This is a genomic window from Streptomyces sp. 12E, from assembly GCF_055633275.1.
On sequence record NZ_JBVNCJ010000001.1, the window covers coordinates 6,424,501 to 6,439,460 of the forward strand.

The 14,960-nt window shown below is 74.3% G+C and carries 12 protein-coding genes and 1 pseudogene; 9 read left to right on the forward strand and 4 right to left on the reverse strand.

Features of this window, described 5'->3' with window-relative positions:
• Together ACZ8ZB_RS29515 and ACZ8ZB_RS29520 are read left to right on the forward strand one after the other, a co-directional pair.
• Positions 1 to 1,818 (forward strand): ABC transporter permease subunit, encoded by a 1,818-nt coding sequence (locus tag ACZ8ZB_RS29515; RefSeq protein ID WP_470740656.1) that lies wholly within the window; start codon positions 1 to 3, stop codon positions 1,816 to 1,818.
• Positions 1,815 to 3,044, forward strand: a complete 1,230-nt coding sequence (locus ACZ8ZB_RS29520) for an MDR family MFS transporter (RefSeq protein WP_470740657.1) — start codon at positions 1,815 to 1,817, stop codon at positions 3,042 to 3,044. The genes ACZ8ZB_RS29515 and ACZ8ZB_RS29520 overlap by 4 nt, the downstream gene beginning before the upstream one ends.
• Before the next feature lie 245 nt (positions 3,045 to 3,289).
• Here the strand turns inward: ACZ8ZB_RS29520 and ACZ8ZB_RS29525 are convergent, their stop codons facing one another.
• The gene (locus ACZ8ZB_RS29525) at positions 3,290 to 4,054 is read right to left on the reverse strand and encodes a CDP-alcohol phosphatidyltransferase family protein (RefSeq protein ID WP_470740658.1); all 765 of its coding nucleotides are present in this window, start codon (positions 4,052 to 4,054) and stop codon (positions 3,290 to 3,292) included.
• A 108-nt stretch (positions 4,055 to 4,162) separates the two neighbouring features.
• Between ACZ8ZB_RS29525 and ACZ8ZB_RS29530 the strand changes: the two genes are divergently transcribed.
• The 5 genes and pseudogenes from ACZ8ZB_RS29530 to ACZ8ZB_RS29550 all read left to right on the forward strand — a co-directional run.
• Positions 4,163 to 5,140 carry a zinc-dependent alcohol dehydrogenase gene (locus ACZ8ZB_RS29530; protein ID WP_470740659.1) on the forward strand — a complete coding sequence of 326 codons (978 nt, stop codon included), beginning with the start codon at positions 4,163 to 4,165 and terminating at the stop codon, positions 5,138 to 5,140.
• A 132-nt stretch (positions 5,141 to 5,272) separates the two neighbouring features.
• A complete protein-coding gene (locus tag ACZ8ZB_RS29535; RefSeq protein ID WP_470740660.1) occupies positions 5,273 to 5,671 on the forward strand; it encodes a 6-pyruvoyl trahydropterin synthase family protein in 399 nt (132 codons plus the stop codon).
• A complete protein-coding gene (locus ACZ8ZB_RS29540) occupies positions 5,668 to 6,906 on the forward strand; it encodes a glycosyltransferase family 4 protein (RefSeq protein ID WP_470740661.1) in 1,239 nt (412 codons plus the stop codon). The genes ACZ8ZB_RS29535 and ACZ8ZB_RS29540 overlap by 4 nt, the downstream gene beginning before the upstream one ends.
• Positions 6,903 to 7,910 (forward strand): methyltransferase domain-containing protein, encoded by a 1,008-nt coding sequence (locus ACZ8ZB_RS29545; protein ID WP_470740662.1) that lies wholly within the window; start codon positions 6,903 to 6,905, stop codon positions 7,908 to 7,910. Before ACZ8ZB_RS29540 ends, ACZ8ZB_RS29545 begins: the two co-directional genes overlap by 4 nt.
• Positions 7,907 to 8,752: pseudogene (locus tag ACZ8ZB_RS29550) on the forward strand (lysylphosphatidylglycerol synthase transmembrane domain-containing protein); the annotation flags it as partial. The gene ACZ8ZB_RS29545 and the pseudogene ACZ8ZB_RS29550, both read left to right, overlap by 4 nt.
• A gap of 197 nt (positions 8,753 to 8,949) precedes the next feature.
• Here the strand turns inward: ACZ8ZB_RS29550 and ACZ8ZB_RS29555 are convergent.
• Positions 8,950 to 9,762, reverse strand: coding sequence for a creatininase family protein (locus ACZ8ZB_RS29555; RefSeq protein ID WP_470740663.1), 813 nt, complete (start codon positions 9,760 to 9,762; stop codon positions 8,950 to 8,952).
• A gap of 41 nt (positions 9,763 to 9,803) precedes the next feature.
• Between ACZ8ZB_RS29555 and ribA the strand changes: the two genes are divergently transcribed.
• Positions 9,804 to 10,463: a GTP cyclohydrolase II gene (ribA, locus tag ACZ8ZB_RS29560; RefSeq protein ID WP_470740664.1), complete on the forward strand. Its 660-nt coding sequence runs from the start codon at positions 9,804 to 9,806 to the stop codon at positions 10,461 to 10,463.
• 6 nt (positions 10,464 to 10,469) lie between these two features.
• Here ribA and ACZ8ZB_RS29565 read toward each other — a convergent pair whose 3' ends face one another.
• On the reverse strand, positions 10,470 to 11,699 hold the full coding sequence (locus tag ACZ8ZB_RS29565) for a serine hydrolase domain-containing protein (RefSeq protein ID WP_470740665.1): 1,230 nt from the start codon (positions 11,697 to 11,699) through the stop codon (positions 10,470 to 10,472).
• A gap of 48 nt (positions 11,700 to 11,747) precedes the next feature.
• Between ACZ8ZB_RS29565 and ACZ8ZB_RS29570 the strand changes: the two genes are divergently transcribed.
• On the forward strand, positions 11,748 to 12,194 hold the full coding sequence (locus tag ACZ8ZB_RS29570) for a PPOX class F420-dependent oxidoreductase (protein WP_470740666.1): 447 nt from the start codon (positions 11,748 to 11,750) through the stop codon (positions 12,192 to 12,194).
• Positions 12,195 to 12,224: 30 nt separating this feature from the next.
• On the opposite strand, the gene ACZ8ZB_RS29575 is transcribed toward ACZ8ZB_RS29570, so the two are convergent.
• Positions 12,225 to 14,615: an ATP-binding cassette domain-containing protein gene (locus tag ACZ8ZB_RS29575; RefSeq protein WP_470740667.1), complete on the reverse strand. Its 2,391-nt coding sequence runs from the start codon at positions 14,613 to 14,615 to the stop codon at positions 12,225 to 12,227.
• Positions 14,616 to 14,960: the final 345 nt, after the last annotated feature.

The following is a 14,960-nucleotide window of genomic DNA, read 5'->3' on the forward strand; positions in this document are numbered from 1 at the left end:
GTGCGACAGTCCCTGGCCGCGCTCCTGTGGCGCGCGGCCCTCGCGGCCGCCCTCGTGTGCGGAATCGGCCTGCTGCCCTGGCTCTCGCGCACCGACCCGGCGCTGACGGTCCTCAAGGCACGGTCGGCCGAGCGTGACCCCACGCCCGAGGCGCTGGCGGACATCCGCGACCAACTGGGCCTGGACGCAGGCCCGCTCCCCCTGCTCGGACAGTGGCTGGGCGGGCTGTGGCGCGGGGACGCCGGACGGTCGTGGATCTCCGGCGACGAGGTCCTGCCCGTCGTGCTCCAGGCGCTGGGTGCCTCCCTGCTGCTGATGTCGGTGGCCCTCCTCTTCGCCCTCGTCACCGCCGCGCTGGTCTGCGCCCGTACCCTCCGCCTCGGATCCCGGCGGCTGCTCGACGGCCGGCGGGCCGGGGGCGGCGGGTCGGCGGTGCTCGCCGCGCTGCCCGAGTTCCTGGTCGCCTCCGTGCTCGCCACCGTCGTCGGAGTGCACCTCGGCTGGCTGCCCGCCCTCGGCTGGTACGGGCCGCAGTGGACCGTACTGCCCGCGCTCGCCCTCGGCCTGCCCGCCGGGGCCGTGCTGGGACGGCTGCTTGACGACCTGCTGCCCGGCGCCTTCGCCGAGCCCTGGGCGCTGGCCACCGCCTCCCAGGGACTGCCCGCACGGCGCATCGCCCGCCGGGCGGTACGCCGCTGTGTGCCCGCGCTGCTTCCCAACCTCGGCCTGTTCGTCGTCGGGCTGACCGGCGGGGCCGTCGCCGTGGAGCAGGTCTTCGACATCCCCGGGCTCGGCCGCACCACCCTCCAGGCCGCCCTCGCCCAGGACCTGCCCGTGCTCCAGGCGGGCGCCCTCGCCCTGGTCCTGCTCGCGGCCGCGGCCACCGGGGCGTGCCGGCTCGCGGCCCGGCTGCTCGCCGGGCCGGCGCTGAGGGACGGCGCCCTGACGACGCTGCACCGGCCGGCGCCGCCCGCCCGCCGCATCCAGCCCTTCGTCCACGGCGCCCTCCTGGTCGCCGTCGTCGCGTTCGGGCTGCCCCGCGACCCGCTCGCGCTGGACACCGGGGAGCGGCTCCAGGCCCCGTCCCTGACGCACCCGTTCGGTACCGACGCCCTCGGCCGGGACCTGCTCGCCAGGGTCGGGCACGGCGCCCTCGACACCCTGCTGCTCGCCCTCGGGATCAGCGCCGTGGCCCTGTGCGCCGGAGTGGCGCTCGGGCTGCTGCCCCGGCTGTCCGGGCCGCTCGCCGACACGGTGAACGCCGTACCGCCGGTACTCGGCGCGCTGCTCGCCACCGCCGCCGTCGGGGGCGGTGCCACCACGCCCGCGATCGCCGTGACCGCCGTCGCCTGGACCCCGCTCGCCGCGCACACCTCGGCGCTGCTGGTCCAGGAACGCGCCACCGAACACTTCGCGGCCGCCCGGCTGTTCGGGGCGGGCCCCTGGTACCTGCTGCGGCGCGAGCTGCTGCCCGCGGTGCTGCCGCCCGTCACCCGCCACGCGCTGGTGCGCCTGCCCGGCATCGCCCTCGCCCTCGCCTCCCTCGGCTTCCTCGGCCTCGGCGCCCAGCCGCCGTCGCCGGAATGGGGGCTGCTCCTCGCCGAGAACCAGCCCTACGCCGAACGCGCGCCCTGGGCCGTGCTCGCCCCGGCCGCCGTCCTCGCCCTGCTCGGGGCGCTCGCGGTGACCGCGGCCGGCGGAGTGCGGTGGCCGGGGCGGCGGCGCGGACCGGGCGGCCGGCCGCGCGGCGCCCTGTCCACACGCCCGTCGACGCCCCCGGAGCCCTCGGAACCCTCGGAAGAACTGGTGAAAGCATGAGAACCGTCCTGTCCACCAGTGCGCGAAAGGAGACGGGCCGGGCCCGGCTCTCCCCGCTGCTGCGGCTGCTGATCGTCACCCAACTCGCCTTCAACCTCGGGTTCTACGCCGTACTGCCCTTCCTGGCCGCCCATCTGGGGCAGGCCATGGGAATGGCGGGCTGGCTGGTCGGACTGGTGCTGGGACTGCGGACGTTCAGCCAGCAGGGGCTGTTCGTGGTCGGCGGGGCGCTGGCCGACCGGTACGGCATCCGGCCGGTGGTGCTCGCGGGGTGCGCGTTGCGGATCGCCGGTTTCGTGTGGCTGGGGTACGCCGGGCGGACCTGGGCGGTGATCTGCGCGGTGGTGCTGATCGGGTTCGCCGCCGCGCTGTTCTCCCCGGCCGTCGAATCGGAGGTGGCCCGGCAGGCGGTCGTGTGGGAGGAGGCGGGCGGGGGATCCCGCACCCGCGTGCTGGCGCTGTTCACCGTGGCGGGGCAGGCCGGCGCGTTCGTCGGGCCGTTGCTGGGCGCACTGCTGCTGGCGGTGGACTTCCGCACCGCCTGCCTGGCGGGCGCCGGGGTCTTCGTGCTCGTGCTCGCCGGTCACGCCCGGCTGCTGCCGCAGCGCATACCCGGGCGGGACCGCACGCCGGTCAAGGGCGGACTGCGGGCGCTGCTGCGCAACCGGCCCTTCCTCGGCCTGTGCTGCGCCTTCGGCGCCTACCTGCTCGCCTACAACCAGCTGTATCTCACCCTCCCCGTGGAGGTGGAGCGCGTCACCGGCTCCCAGACGGCGCTGGCCTGGCTGTTCGCCCTGTCCTCGCTGCTGGTGGTGACCGCGCAGCTGCCGGTCACCCGCTGGGTGGGGGAGCGGCTGGCGATGCGCCGGTCGATGGCGGCCGGCCTGCTGCTCGTCGCGGCCGGTTTCGCCGCGGTGGCGGCGGCACGTCCCGCCGGGTGGTCGGGGACCGCGGGTCTGGTGCCCGCGGCCGGGTTCGTCGTCCTGCTCACCCTCGGCCAGATGCTGGTCGTGCCGGTGGCCCGCGCCTGGGTGCCCGACCTCGCCGAGGAGGGCCGCCTCGGCCTCTACACCGGGGCGCTCTCCTCGGTCTCCGGCCTGATCGTCCTGCTCGGCAGCTCGGCGACCGGCCTGCTGCTGGACGCGGGGCTGCCGCCGGCGGTGCCGTGGCTGGCACTGGCCGCTGCGACGGGGGCGGCGGTGCTGCTGCTGCCGCGAAGAGCGTGACGGGAGCGGTGCGCCCGCCCGTCCGTTCCCGGCCCGGACGCACCCGACCGGGCGGCACGCGGTCCCGGAAGGCCCGGCGCCTCCTCCGCACCGGCCGCCCGGGGGAGACCGACGGTCGCCCCGTACCGTGTCCCCGAAGGCGGCCGGCGGAGCGCCGCGAGCCGTGGGACGGCGGCGCCGTGCCCGTGCCGGCCGGCCACCCGTCCACCCCGCCGGCGGCGGTGCGCCGTGCCCCCGGCCGGTCGTCAGTCCGCGACCGGTTCCCGCCGCACCCCGGGCCCGGCCGGAGCCGTCCCCGCCCGGGACGTCCGCCACAGCCACAGCACGTCCCGGCCGAACGACCACACCAGCAGCCCCAGCGCCAGCACCACCACACCGACGTTGACCGCGTGCGGCAGCAGCGCCGCGCCCGCCGTCAGCAGCAGCACACCCTGGAGCGCGGCCACCGTCCTGCGGGCCGTGCTCGGCGGGAGCGGGGCGGTCAGCCAGGGCCGGACGCGGGCGGCGGCCACGAAGGCGTACCGCATACCGCCGATGAGGAGCACCCACGGGCCCATCGCCATCGACACGTACACGCTCAGCACCAGGATGAGGAACGCGTCCACCTCCATGTCGAAGCGGGCGCCCAGCGGCGTCGACGTACCGGTCCTGCGCGCCACCTCGCCGTCCACGCCGTCCAGGATCAGGGCCACGGCGGTCAGGCCGACGAGGAGGGGGACGGGCGGTGAGTCCTGGAACGAGTCGGCGACCAGCGCGGTGACCCCGCCGACGAGGACGGCCCGGCCGAGCGTGACCCGGTTGGCCGCGCCGAAGGAGCGCAGCCGGGACCGGTACAGGGCCCGGGAGAGCACCGCCCAGGTGGCGATCGCGAACGCGAGGCCGGTCAGCCAGCCCGCGGGGCCCATGCCGATCGCCGTACCGATCAGAGCCAGCAACAGGACCTGTACGCCCGCCCCCACGGCGGTCTCCTGCTGTACGAGCCTCGCGTCGTAACCGTTGTTCAGGGCCACCGAGCATCCTCCGGCCGTGTGACAGAGTCGATCAACGCCGCTACCTTGTGCGCGGCCTGTGCACCACTCGGTACGCGCGCGGCTTCCCGATCGTTCAGGAGGACTCCGATGAACCGCACCGCACGTGCGTTCTGGCTCGACTCGCCCGGCCGGGGGGCGATCCGTGAGGTCGGCCTGCCAGCGCCCGGCACGGACGAGGTGCTGGTGCGCTCGCTGTACTCCGGGGTGAGCCGGGGCACGGAGACGCTCGTCTTCCGGGGCGGGGTGCCCCGAAGTCAGCACGCCGCCATGCGGGCGCCGTTCCAGGAAGGCGACTTCCCGGCCCCGGTGAAGTACGGCTACCTCAACGTGGGCGTGGTGGAGGAGGGACCAAAGGCGCTCGCCGGGCGCACCGTGTTCTGCCTGTACCCGCACCAGACGCGGTACGTCGTCCCGGCGAACGCCGTCACGCCCGTGCCCGACGGCGTGCCCGCCGGGCGGGCCGTACTCGCCGGCACCGTGGAGACCGCCGTCAACGCGTTGTGGGACGCCGCGCCGCTGGTCGGCGACCGGATCGCCGTCGTCGGCGGCGGGATGGTCGGCTGCTCGGTGGCCGCGCTGCTGGCCCGGTTCCCCGGCGTACGGGTGCAGCTCGTCGACACCGACCCGGCACGCGCGAAGACCGCGGCGGCGCTCGGCGTCGGCTTCGCGCTGCCCGGGGACGCCCTCGGCGAGTGCGACCTGGTCGTGCACGCCAGCGCCACCGAGCAGGGACTCGGCCGGGCACTCGAACTGCTCCGCGCCGAGGGCACCGTCGTCGAACTGAGCTGGTACGGCGACCGGAGGGTGAGCCTCTCGCTGGGCGAGGCCTTCCACTCCCGGCGACTGACCGTCCGCGGCAGCCAGGTCGGCACCGTCTCCCCGGCCCGCGCGCACCGCGGTTACGCCGACCGGCTCGCCCTCGCCCTCGACCTGCTCGCCGACCCCGCCCTCGACGCCCTCGTCACCGGCGAGTCCGCCTTCGAGGACCTGCCCGACGTCCTGCCCCGCCTCGCCTCCGGGGACCTCCCGGCGCTGTGCCACCGGGTGCGCTACGACACCCCGTAGCGGAACACGCACGCCTGACCCGAGAAAAGACGTGGCGGACCCTGAACAGGGGAAGGAAGCCGGCCGTACTACACGGCATCCCCGTCAAAGATCGGCCGGGGAACAGACGCGCCGCACCTGGAGGGTCGTCCGTTGTTCAGCATCACCGTCCGCGATCACATCATGATCGCCCACAGCTTCCACGGCGAGGTCTTCGGACCGGCCCAGCGCCTGCACGGGGCCACGTTCCTCGTGGACGCCACCTTCCGGCGCGAACAGCTGGACGAGGACAACATCGTCGTCGACATCGGCCTGGCCACGCAGGAACTCGGGGCCGTCGTCGGGGAGCTGAACTACCGCAACCTCGACAACGAACCCGACTTCGCGGGGGTCAACACCTCCACGGAGTACCTGGCCAAGGTCATCGCCGACCGGCTCGCCGAACGCATCCACAGGGGCGCCCTGGGAGAGGGCGCCAAGGGCATCGCGAAGATAGCCGTCACCCTGCACGAGTCGCACATCGCCTGGGCGGGTTACGAGCGTGCGCTGTGACCGACACGACGATCGACATGCCCGGCACGGTCATCGACGGGACCGACGGGACCGACGGCCGGGCCGGCACCACCCGCCTGGACTACGTTCCGGCGCAGGCGGCCTTTCCGAGGAAGGGCGGGATCATCCCCATGTCGCTGCGCTCCGTGCACTTCGTGATGCCGGGAGGCGTCGACGACCCGGCCGCGCCCAGTGGCGGCAACGCCTACGACCGGCGCGTCTGCCTGGACCTGCCCGGCTTCGGCTGGCAGGCGCACCGGCACGCCGTGGCCGGTGACTGGCCCCGGCCGGACGCCGCCGCCCGCGCGGAACTCGCCCGCACCCTGCGCGAACTGCCGGACGGCGCCGTCGTCCTGCTCGACGGACTGGTCGCCTGCGGGGTGCCCGAGATCGTCGTCCCCCAGGCGGAGGAGGGGCGGTTGCGCATGGCCGTCCTGGTGCACCTGCCGCTCGGTGACGAGACCGGGCTCGACGCGGCCGTCGCCGCCGGACTGGACGCCCGCGAGCGCGCGGTGCTGCGGGCGGTGCCCGCCGTGATCGCCACCAGCGACTGGGCCGTACGGCGCCTGGTGTCCCACCACGGCCTGGCCCCCGACCGCGTCCACGCCGCCGCCCCCGGCGCCGACATCGCGCCCCTCGCGCCCGGCACCGACGGCGTCTCGCGGCTGTTGTGCGTGGCCGCCGTGACCCCGCGCAAGGGACAGCACAGGCTCGTGGAGGCACTGGCCGCGGTGGCCGACCTGCCGTGGAGCTGCGCACTCGTCGGCGGGCTCGGGCAGGACCCCGAGTACGTCGCCCACCTGCGCGGGCTCATCAGCGAACACGGCCTCGAGGACAGGGTGGACCTGACCGGCCCGCAGTCCGGCGCCGCACTCGACGCGAGCTACGCCGCCGCCGACCTCATGGTGCTCACCTCGTACGCGGAGACGTACGGCATGGCGGTCACCGAGGCGCTGGCGCGCGGCATCCCGGTGCTGGCGACCGACGTCGGCGGGCTGCCCGAGGCGGTCGGCCGCGCCCCCGACGGGGGAGTGCCCGGCATCCTCGTCCCGCCGGAGGACCCCGCCGCCATCGCCGCCGAACTGCGCGGCTGGTTCGGCGAGGCGGACGTGCGGCGCCGGCTCAAGGCCGCCGCACGCAGCCGGCGGGCCGCGCTCGGCGGCTGGGCGAGCACCGCGCAGAGCCTGGCGGCGGTACTGCGCCGGCTTCCCACCGAGCCCCGGAGGGCCGCATGACGAAACCGGCAGCCACCACCCGGCAGGGCGGGACGGTCCCGGCGGGCACCACCCGGCACGGCGGGACGGTCCCGGACCGGTCCGGCCACCGGGACGTCATCCCCGGCGCAGGCCCCGCGCCCCGCCCCGGCGAGCGGGCCACCCTGCGGCTGCGGGACACCGGCGACGACGAACCCGCCCGCTACGCCCCCGAGTGGCTCCAGCTGCGCGAACCGGCCGACGCCGCCGCCCGCTCGTACGACCTGCTCGACCCGCTGCGCATCCGGCTCGCCGATGCGCCGCGCCGGGCCGACGGACTCGTCGTCCACGACATCGGCTGCGGCACCGGCTCGATGGGCCGCTGGCTCGCCCCCCGCCTCGACGGCGCCCAGCACTGGGTCCTGCACGACCGGGACCCCTACCTCCTGCACTTCGCGGCCGCCGCCTCCCCGCGCTCCGCCGCCGACGGCAGCCACGTCACCGCCGAGACCCGGCGCGGCGACGTCGCCCGGCTCACCCCGGACGCGCTGGACGGCGCCTCCCTGGTGACGGCGTCCGCGCTGCTCGACGTCCTCACCCGCGAGGAGGTCGCCGCCCTCGCCGCCGCCTGCACGGGAGCCGGCTGCCCGGCCCTGCTGACGCTGTCGGTGGCCGGACGGGTGGAGCTGACCGGACCGCACCCGCTGGACCGGGAGATCGCGGAGGCCTTCGACGCCCATCAGCGCCGGGACGGGCTGCTCGGCCCGGACGCGGTCACGGTCGCCGCCGAGGTCTTCGCCGAGCACGGCGCGACCGTACGGATCGCCCCGAGCCCCTGGCGGCTCGGCCCCGGGCAGGCCGCGCTGACCGAGCAGTGGCTGCGGGGCTGGGTCGGCGCGGCGGTGGAGGAGCGGCCGGAACTGGCCTCGCGTGCCGACGGTTACCTGACCGAGCGGCTGGAGGCGTGCGCGGCGGGGGAGCTGCGGGTCGTCGTCCACCACAGTGACCTGCTCGCGCTGTGCCGGCCGATGGACGGGGCCGCATGAGCACGCGGCCGCGCGGCGCTCTCGCCCGGCTCGGCACCCCTGCCGTGCGCACCCGGCTCGGCACGCTCGGCGGCGTCGCGATCCTCGCGGCCTTGCTGTGGCGCCTCGACACCGGGGTCCTGCTGGAGGGACTGCGCCGCATCGACGGGCCGGCGCTGCTCGCGGGACTCGGGATCGGACTGGTGACCACCGTGTTCAGCGCGTGGCGCTGGGCGCTGGTCGCCCGGGGGATCGGGATCCGGCTGCCGCTGGGGGCGGCCGTCGCGGACTACTACCGTGCCCTGTTCCTCAACGCGGCGCTGCCCGGGGGCGTGTGGGGCGACGTCCACCGGGCCGTACGGCACGGGCAGAGCGCCGGGGACCTGGGACGGGGGGTGCGGGCGGTGGTGCTGGAGCGGACCGCCGGGCAGCTCGCGCTGTTCGCCGCGGGGGCGGTGGTGCTGGTGAGCATGCCGTCGCCGGTGCTCGACGAAGTGCGGCAGGCCGCACCGGTGGCCGGGCTCGGCGCGGTGGGGGCCTGTGCGGTGGTGCTGGCGGTGCGGATGAATCGGGCGCCGGGGCGGCGGAGGGCCGGGCGCGGGATGCCGGCCGAGGCGCGTGAGGGGGTGTTCTCGCGTCACAACGCGCCCGGCGTCCTCGTCTCGTCCGTGGTCGTACTGGCCGGGTACGTCGCCATGTTCGTCCTCGCCGCCCGTGTCGCCGGAGCGGGCGCGTCCGTGGCGGAGCTGCTGCCGCTGGCCGTGCTGGCGCTGCTGGCCATGGGGCTGCCGTTGAACGTGGGCGGGTGGGGGCCCCGGGAGGGGGTCACCGCCTGGGCGTTCGGGGCGGCGGGGCTCGGGGCGGGGAGAGGGCTGACCGTCGCGGTCGTCTACGGGGTGCTCAGTCTGGTGGCCAGCCTGCCGGGTGTGGTGGTGCTGGTCGGCCGGTGGTACGCGGGGGTGCGGGGTGGCGGACGTGGTGCTTTCGCCCCCGCCGCCCCTTCCCTTCCCGTCCCCGGGGGCAAAGCCCCCGGACCCCCGGCCGGCCTTCGGCCTCGTCCTCAGACGCCGGACGGGCTGGAAGGTCCGGACGGGCCGGAAGGGGCGCCGTCCGTCGACGTCAGCAGCGAGAAATACGCGGCGAACGAATCCGCCAGGCTCGCCAGGATTTCCCTGCCCTTTTCCGCCGTGCCCAGGGAAGGGCGGCCGATGACGCCGGAATCGGTGTAGGCGGACATACCGGTGGTGAGGAGATGACGGCGGTCGTCCGCGACGTGATCGGAGGTCTCGTAACCGGGACGGAGCGATTCGGGATGGGTGTGGAGAAGAACGGAGGTCTCGATCTCGCCCGCGTGCATGTCGGTGAGGAGGGACGTGGCGACGCCGGCCCGCACCCGCGCCGTCTCCCAGTCCTCCGGGGCCGGGAACAGCGCCATCCGCTCGCCGCGGGCGGAGGCCTCCTGAACGACGTTGCCCAGGACGTAGTTCCCGCCGTGCCCGTTGACCAGCACCAGGGTGTCCACGCCCGACCTGCGGAGCGAGTCGGCGATGTCCCGTATCACCGCGTGAAGCGTGACGGAGGAGAGGGAGACGGTCCCCGGCCAGGCCGCGTGCTCGTGGGAGCAGGAGATCGTCACCGGGGGGAGGAGGTGCACCGGGTGGGCGTCGGCGATCTCCCGCGCGATCGCACAGGCGACCAGCGTGTCGGTCGCCAACGGCAGGAACGGGCCGTGCTGTTCGAAACTTCCGACCGGAAGTACCGCGATCTGCCGTGAGACGCCGGCTCCCCGCTTGCGTACATCCTCATGTGTATCCGCCGGCAACAGACCGTGCACCGGGCCGTATGCCGCCGACCGCTTTTGCGAACCACCCATATCGTCACGGCCTTTCGTCTCTGCTTAGGAACTCGGGAATCATGACAGAAAAAGTAGGCGTACTCGGCGAGAAGCCCTCGCGGCGGACCGGCGTGGAACGCGTCGTGAACGCGCCGCTGCCCACCGTGTACGGCACGTTCCAGGCGGTCGGATACCTGGACCACGACCGCGGTGACGAGCAGGTCGCCCTGGTGTACGGCGACATCGGCGCGGACGGCGTCCTCACCCGGCTGCACTCGGAGTGCCTGACCGGGGACGCCTTCGGGTCCCGGCACTGCGAGTGCGGCGACCAGCTGGCGTCGGCGCTGCGCGCGGTCGTCGCCGAAGGGGCGGGCGTGATCGTCTACTTGAGGGGACACGAGGGCCGCGGCATCGGGCTCCTCGGCAAGCTGCGGGCGATGGCCCTGCAGGCGGAGGGGCTGGACACCGTCGAGGCGAACCTGGCGCTCGGGTTCCCGGTGGACGCCCGCGACTACGGCGTCGCCGCCGGGATCCTCCAGGACCTGGGCGTACGCTCGGTGCGGCTGATGTCCAACAACCCGCGCAAGCACGAGGCGTTGGTCCGGCACGGCGTCCGGGTCGCCGAGCAGGTGCCGCTGCTGATACCGCCGTGCGAGAACAACATCACCTACCTGCGGACCAAGCGGGAACGCCTCGACCACCACCTGCCCCACCTGGACGCGGTCGCCCACCTGTCCTGACGCCGGTCAGCCCGTCACCGCCTCGTGCACCAGCCGCTTGAGGTCCCGGAAGACGGTGTGGGACGACCTGGGCCGCACCTGCGTGTGGAACTGCACGGTCAGGTCGCGGCCCGGGTCGACCCAGAACGTGGTCGTGGCCACCCCGCTCCAGCCGTAGCTGCCGGCAGCGGACGGGGCCTGCGTGCGCGACGGGTCGACGACGACGGAGACGCCGAGGCCGAAGCCGACGCCGTCGTTGCCGGGCACGTCGTGTGCGGGGCGGCTGCCGAAGGCGCGCAGGTCGGCGCCGCCGGGGAGGTGGTTGCGGGTCATCAGGTCCACGGTCGCCGGGGAGAGCAGGCGTATGCCGTCGAGTTCGCCGCGCCGGCGCAGCAGCTCCATGAAGCGGTGGTAGTCGTGGGCGGAGGCCACCATGCCGCCGCTGCCGGACAGGAACCGGGGCCGGCCCCGCAGCGGGAGTCCCGCGATCGGCTCGATGCCGCCGTCGTCGGACTCCCCGTACATCTCCGCGAGCCGCTCCGCCTGCTCGTCGGTGACCTCGAACCCGGCGTCCGTCATTCCGAGCGGACGGAAGATCCGCTCGGCGAGGAACACGTCGAGCGGCCGGCCCGACACGACCTCGACGATCCGCCCCAGCACGTTCGAGGCGACCGAGTAGTTCCACTGCGTGCCCGGATCGAACTGCAGCGGCAGCCGCGCGTACACCTCCGTCGTCCCCGCGAGGTCCGCGCCGGGCGCCACCGACGAATCGAGACCGGCCGCGCGGTACAGCGCGTCGACGGGGTGGGAGTGGTAGAAGGCGAACGTCAGACCGGCGGTGTGCGTCATCAGGTGCCGTACGAGGAGGGGGCCGGCGGGAGGGCGGGTCCGCACCCCGTCGCCCGACCCGCTCTCGTACACGCGTGGGCGCGCGAACGCCGGCAGGTGGCGGCCGACCGGGTCGTCCAGCGACAGGCGGCCCTCCTCCATCAGCATGAGCGCGGCGACGGCCGTCACCGGCTTGGTCATGGAGTAGATCCGCCACAGCGTGTCGCCCTCCACGGGCAGCCCCGCCGCCACGTCCCGCGCCCCGTACGCCGTGAGGTGCGCGACGCGCCCGCCCCGGGCGACGGCCACCAGGAACCCGGGCAGCCTCCCCTCGTCGACCAGACGGGCGAAGTGCCGGTCCAGGCGCTCCAGCGCCCCCGCGTCCAGCCCGGCCTCGGCGGGATCGGCCTCTTGCCGCAGCACTGCCATCGCTCTCCTCCGGGGAACGCCGGCCCGGTGCGGGCCGTTGAACGAGTCATGACCCAGGACGCCGAACAGAACGCACTGCTCGCCCTGCTCTCCGAGCGGCACGGCGGGGTGCTCGTCACCCTGAAACGTGACGGACGGCCCCAGCTGTCGAACGTCATGCACGCTTACTACCCCGACGAGCGGGTCATCCGCGTCTCGCTCACCGACGACCGGGCCAAGACCCGCAACCTGCGGCGCGACCCCCGCGCCTCCTACCACGTCACCAGTGACGACCGGTGGGCCTACACGGTCGCCGAGGGCACCGCCGACCTGTCGCCCGTCGCCGGTGACCCGTACGACGGGACGGTCGAGGAACTGATCCGGCTGTACCGCGACGTCAACGGCGAGCACGCCGACTGGGACGCCTACCGCGCCGCGATGGTCCGCGACCGGCGCCTGGTGCTGCGACTGCGGGTGGAACGGGCGTACGGCATCCCGCGCCGCGCCGGGGCGTAGGACGGCGCCCCGGCGCGCACGGCGAGCGCCTCAGGCGCCGACGTACTGGGCGAGGTGCTCACCCGTGAGGGTGGAGCGGGCGGCGACCAGGTCGGCGGGGGTGCCCTCGAAGACGACCCGGCCGCCGTCGTGACCGGCGCCGGGGCCGAGGTCGACGATCCAGTCGGCGTGCGCCATGACCGCCTGGTGGTGCTCGATGACGATGACCGACTTCCCGGAGTCCACGAGCCGGTCGAGCAGACCGAGCAGCTGTTCCACGTCGGCGAGGTGCAGACCGGTGGTCGGCTCGTCGAGGACGTAGACCCCGCCCTTGTCGGCCATGTGGACGGCCAGCTTCAGTCGCTGCCGCTCGCCGCCGGACAGCGTGGTGAGCGGCTGGCCGAGGGTGAGGTAGCCGAGCCCGACGTCCGCCATCCGCTCCACGATCCGGTGCGCGGCCGGAAGCCGCGCCTCGCCCTCGCGGAAGAACTCCTCGGCCTCGGTCACCGACATCGCGAGCACCTCGCTGATGTCCCGGCCGCCGAAGCGGTACTCGAGCACCGAGGCGTCGAACCGCTTGCCCCCGCAGTCCTCGCAGGCCGTGGCCACGCTCTGCATGATCGCCAGGTCGGTGTAGATGACGCCGGCGCCGTTGCAGGCGGGGCAGGCGCCCTCGGAGTTGGCGCTGAACAGGGCCGGCTTGACGCCGTTGGCCTTGGCGAACGCCTTGCGGATCGGGTCGAGCAGTCCCGTGTACGTCGCCGGGTTGCTGCGGCGCGAGCCGCGGATCGGGGCCTGGTCCACCGAGACCACGCCCTCGGCCCGGACGGAGCCGTGGACGAGGGAGCTCTTGCCGGAGCCGGCGACGCCGGTGACGACGCAGAGCACGCCGAGCGGTATGTCGACGTCGACGTCCTGGAGGTTGTTGGCGTTCGCGCCGCGGATCTCCAGCGCACCGGTGGCCTCGCGGACCGTCTCCTTGAGCCTGGCCCGGTCGTCGAGGTGGCGGCCGGTGACGGTGTCGCTCGCCCGCAGGCCGTCGACGGTGCCCTCGAAGCAGACGGTGCCGCCCGCCGTGCCGGCGCCGGGGCCGAGGTCCACGACGTGGTCGGCGATGGCGATCGTCTCCGGCTTGTGCTCCACCACCAGCACCGTGTTGCCCTTGTCCCGCAGCCGCAGCAGCAGGTTGTTCATCCGCTGGATGTCGTGCGGGTGCAGGCCGATCGAGGGTTCGTCGAAGACGTAGGTGACGTCGGTGAGCGAGGAGCCGAGGTGGCGGATCATCTTGGTGCGCTGCGCCTCACCGCCGGAGAGCGTGCCCGAGGCCCGGTCGAGCGAGAGGTAGCCGAGGCCGATCTCCACGAACGAGTCGAGGGTGTGCAGGAGCTTGGCCAGCAGCGGCGCCACCGACGGCTCCTCGAGCCCGCGGACCCATTCGGCCAGGTCGCGGATCTCCATGGCGCAGGCGTCGGCGATGTTCAGCTCGCCGATCCGCGAGGAGCGGGCCAGTTCGCTGAGCCGGGTGCCGTCGCACTCGGGGCACTCGGTGAAGGTGACCGCCCGGTCCACGAAGGCCCGGATGTGCGGCTGCATCGACTCGCGGTCCTTGGACAGGAACGACTTCTGGATCTTCGGGATCAGTCCCTCGTAGGTGAGGTTGACCCCGTTGATCTTCACCTTGGTCGGCTCGCGGTGGAGGAAGTCGTGCCGCTCCTTCTTGGTGTACTCGCGGATCGGCTTGTCCTTGTCGAAGAAGCCCGACTCGGTGATGACCCGCACCACCCAGCCGTCGCCGGTGTAGGTGGGGATGGTGAAGGGGTCCTCGGAGAGCGATTTGGAGTCGTCGAAGAGCTGCGTGAGGTCGATGTCGGAGACGGTGCCCCGGCCCTCGCAGTGCGTGCACATGCCACCGGTGCGGCTGAAGCTGACCTTCTCGGTCCGGGTCTTGTCGGTACCGCGGTCGACGGTGAAGCCGCCGCTCGCCGAGACCGAGGCGACGTTGAAGGAGTACGCGGCGGGCGGGCCGATGTGCGGCGTGCCGAGCCGGCTGAAGAGGATGCGCAGCATCGCGTTGGCGTCGGTGGCGGTGCCGACGGTGGAGCGGGGATCGGAGCCCATCCGCTGCTGGTCGACGGTGATGGCGGTGGTCAGACCGTCGAGGACGTCGACCTCGGGGCGGGCCAGGTTCGGCATGAAGCCCTGCAGGAAGGCGCTGTACGTCTCGTTGATCAGCCGCTGCGACTCGGCGGCGATCGTGTCGAACACCAGGGAGCTCTTGCCCGAGCCGGAGACGCCGGTGAACACCGTCAGCCGGCGCTTGGGTATCTCGATGCTGACGTCCTTGAGGTTGTTCTCACGCGCCCCGTGCACGCGGATCAGATCGTGGCTGTCGGCGGCGTGCGGCTCGACCGGCTGCTGCTCTGTCCTCGTGGCCATGCTCATCGTTCTCCTCCGTCGGGCGGGGACCGCGTGCGCGGTTCCCGCCGGCGTCCCCATCGCGGCAAGGCTAGGCTAGGCGGCCCGTGTTCACCTGCGCTTCTCGATTCCTGACCGGTCGGGGACGCCCTCCGAGCGGATCGGGCCGTCGTTTTCCCCGGCCGCCGCGCGCCCTCCTCGACGGCGCGGCCCCCGAGCCGTTCGGCGGGGACGCGACGGGTCTCGCGGGCGGTGACCGCCGCGATGACCGGGGGCGCGCACGGCGCGGCCGTGAAGAGGGCCACCGCCGTCCGGTCGTCGCCGTCGGGCCCGGCGGTCCGCGCGGCGGACGTGACCGCGGACCCGGCCGCC

Excerpts from the sequence above, each read along its gene's own strand:
- ACZ8ZB_RS29545 (WP_470740662.1), top strand. The coding sequence starts at position 6,903 with ATGACGAAACCGGCAGCCACCACCCGGCAGGGCGGGACGGTCCCGGCG.
- ACZ8ZB_RS29520 (WP_470740657.1), top strand. The coding sequence starts at position 1,815 with ATGAGAACCGTCCTGTCCACCAGTGCGCGAAAGGAGACGGGCCGGGCC.
- ACZ8ZB_RS29555 (WP_470740663.1), bottom strand. The coding sequence starts at position 9,762 with ATGGGTGGTTCGCAAAAGCGGTCGGCGGCATACGGCCCGGTGCACGGT.
- ACZ8ZB_RS29565 (WP_470740665.1), bottom strand. The coding sequence starts at position 11,699 with ATGGCAGTGCTGCGGCAAGAGGCCGATCCCGCCGAGGCCGGGCTGGAC.
- ACZ8ZB_RS29530 (WP_470740659.1), top strand. The coding sequence starts at position 4,163 with ATGAACCGCACCGCACGTGCGTTCTGGCTCGACTCGCCCGGCCGGGGG.
- ACZ8ZB_RS29570 (WP_470740666.1), top strand. The coding sequence starts at position 11,748 with ATGACCCAGGACGCCGAACAGAACGCACTGCTCGCCCTGCTCTCCGAG.
- ACZ8ZB_RS29575 (WP_470740667.1), bottom strand. The coding sequence starts at position 14,615 with ATGAGCATGGCCACGAGGACAGAGCAGCAGCCGGTCGAGCCGCACGCC.
- ribA (WP_470740664.1), top strand. The coding sequence starts at position 9,804 with ATGACAGAAAAAGTAGGCGTACTCGGCGAGAAGCCCTCGCGGCGGACC.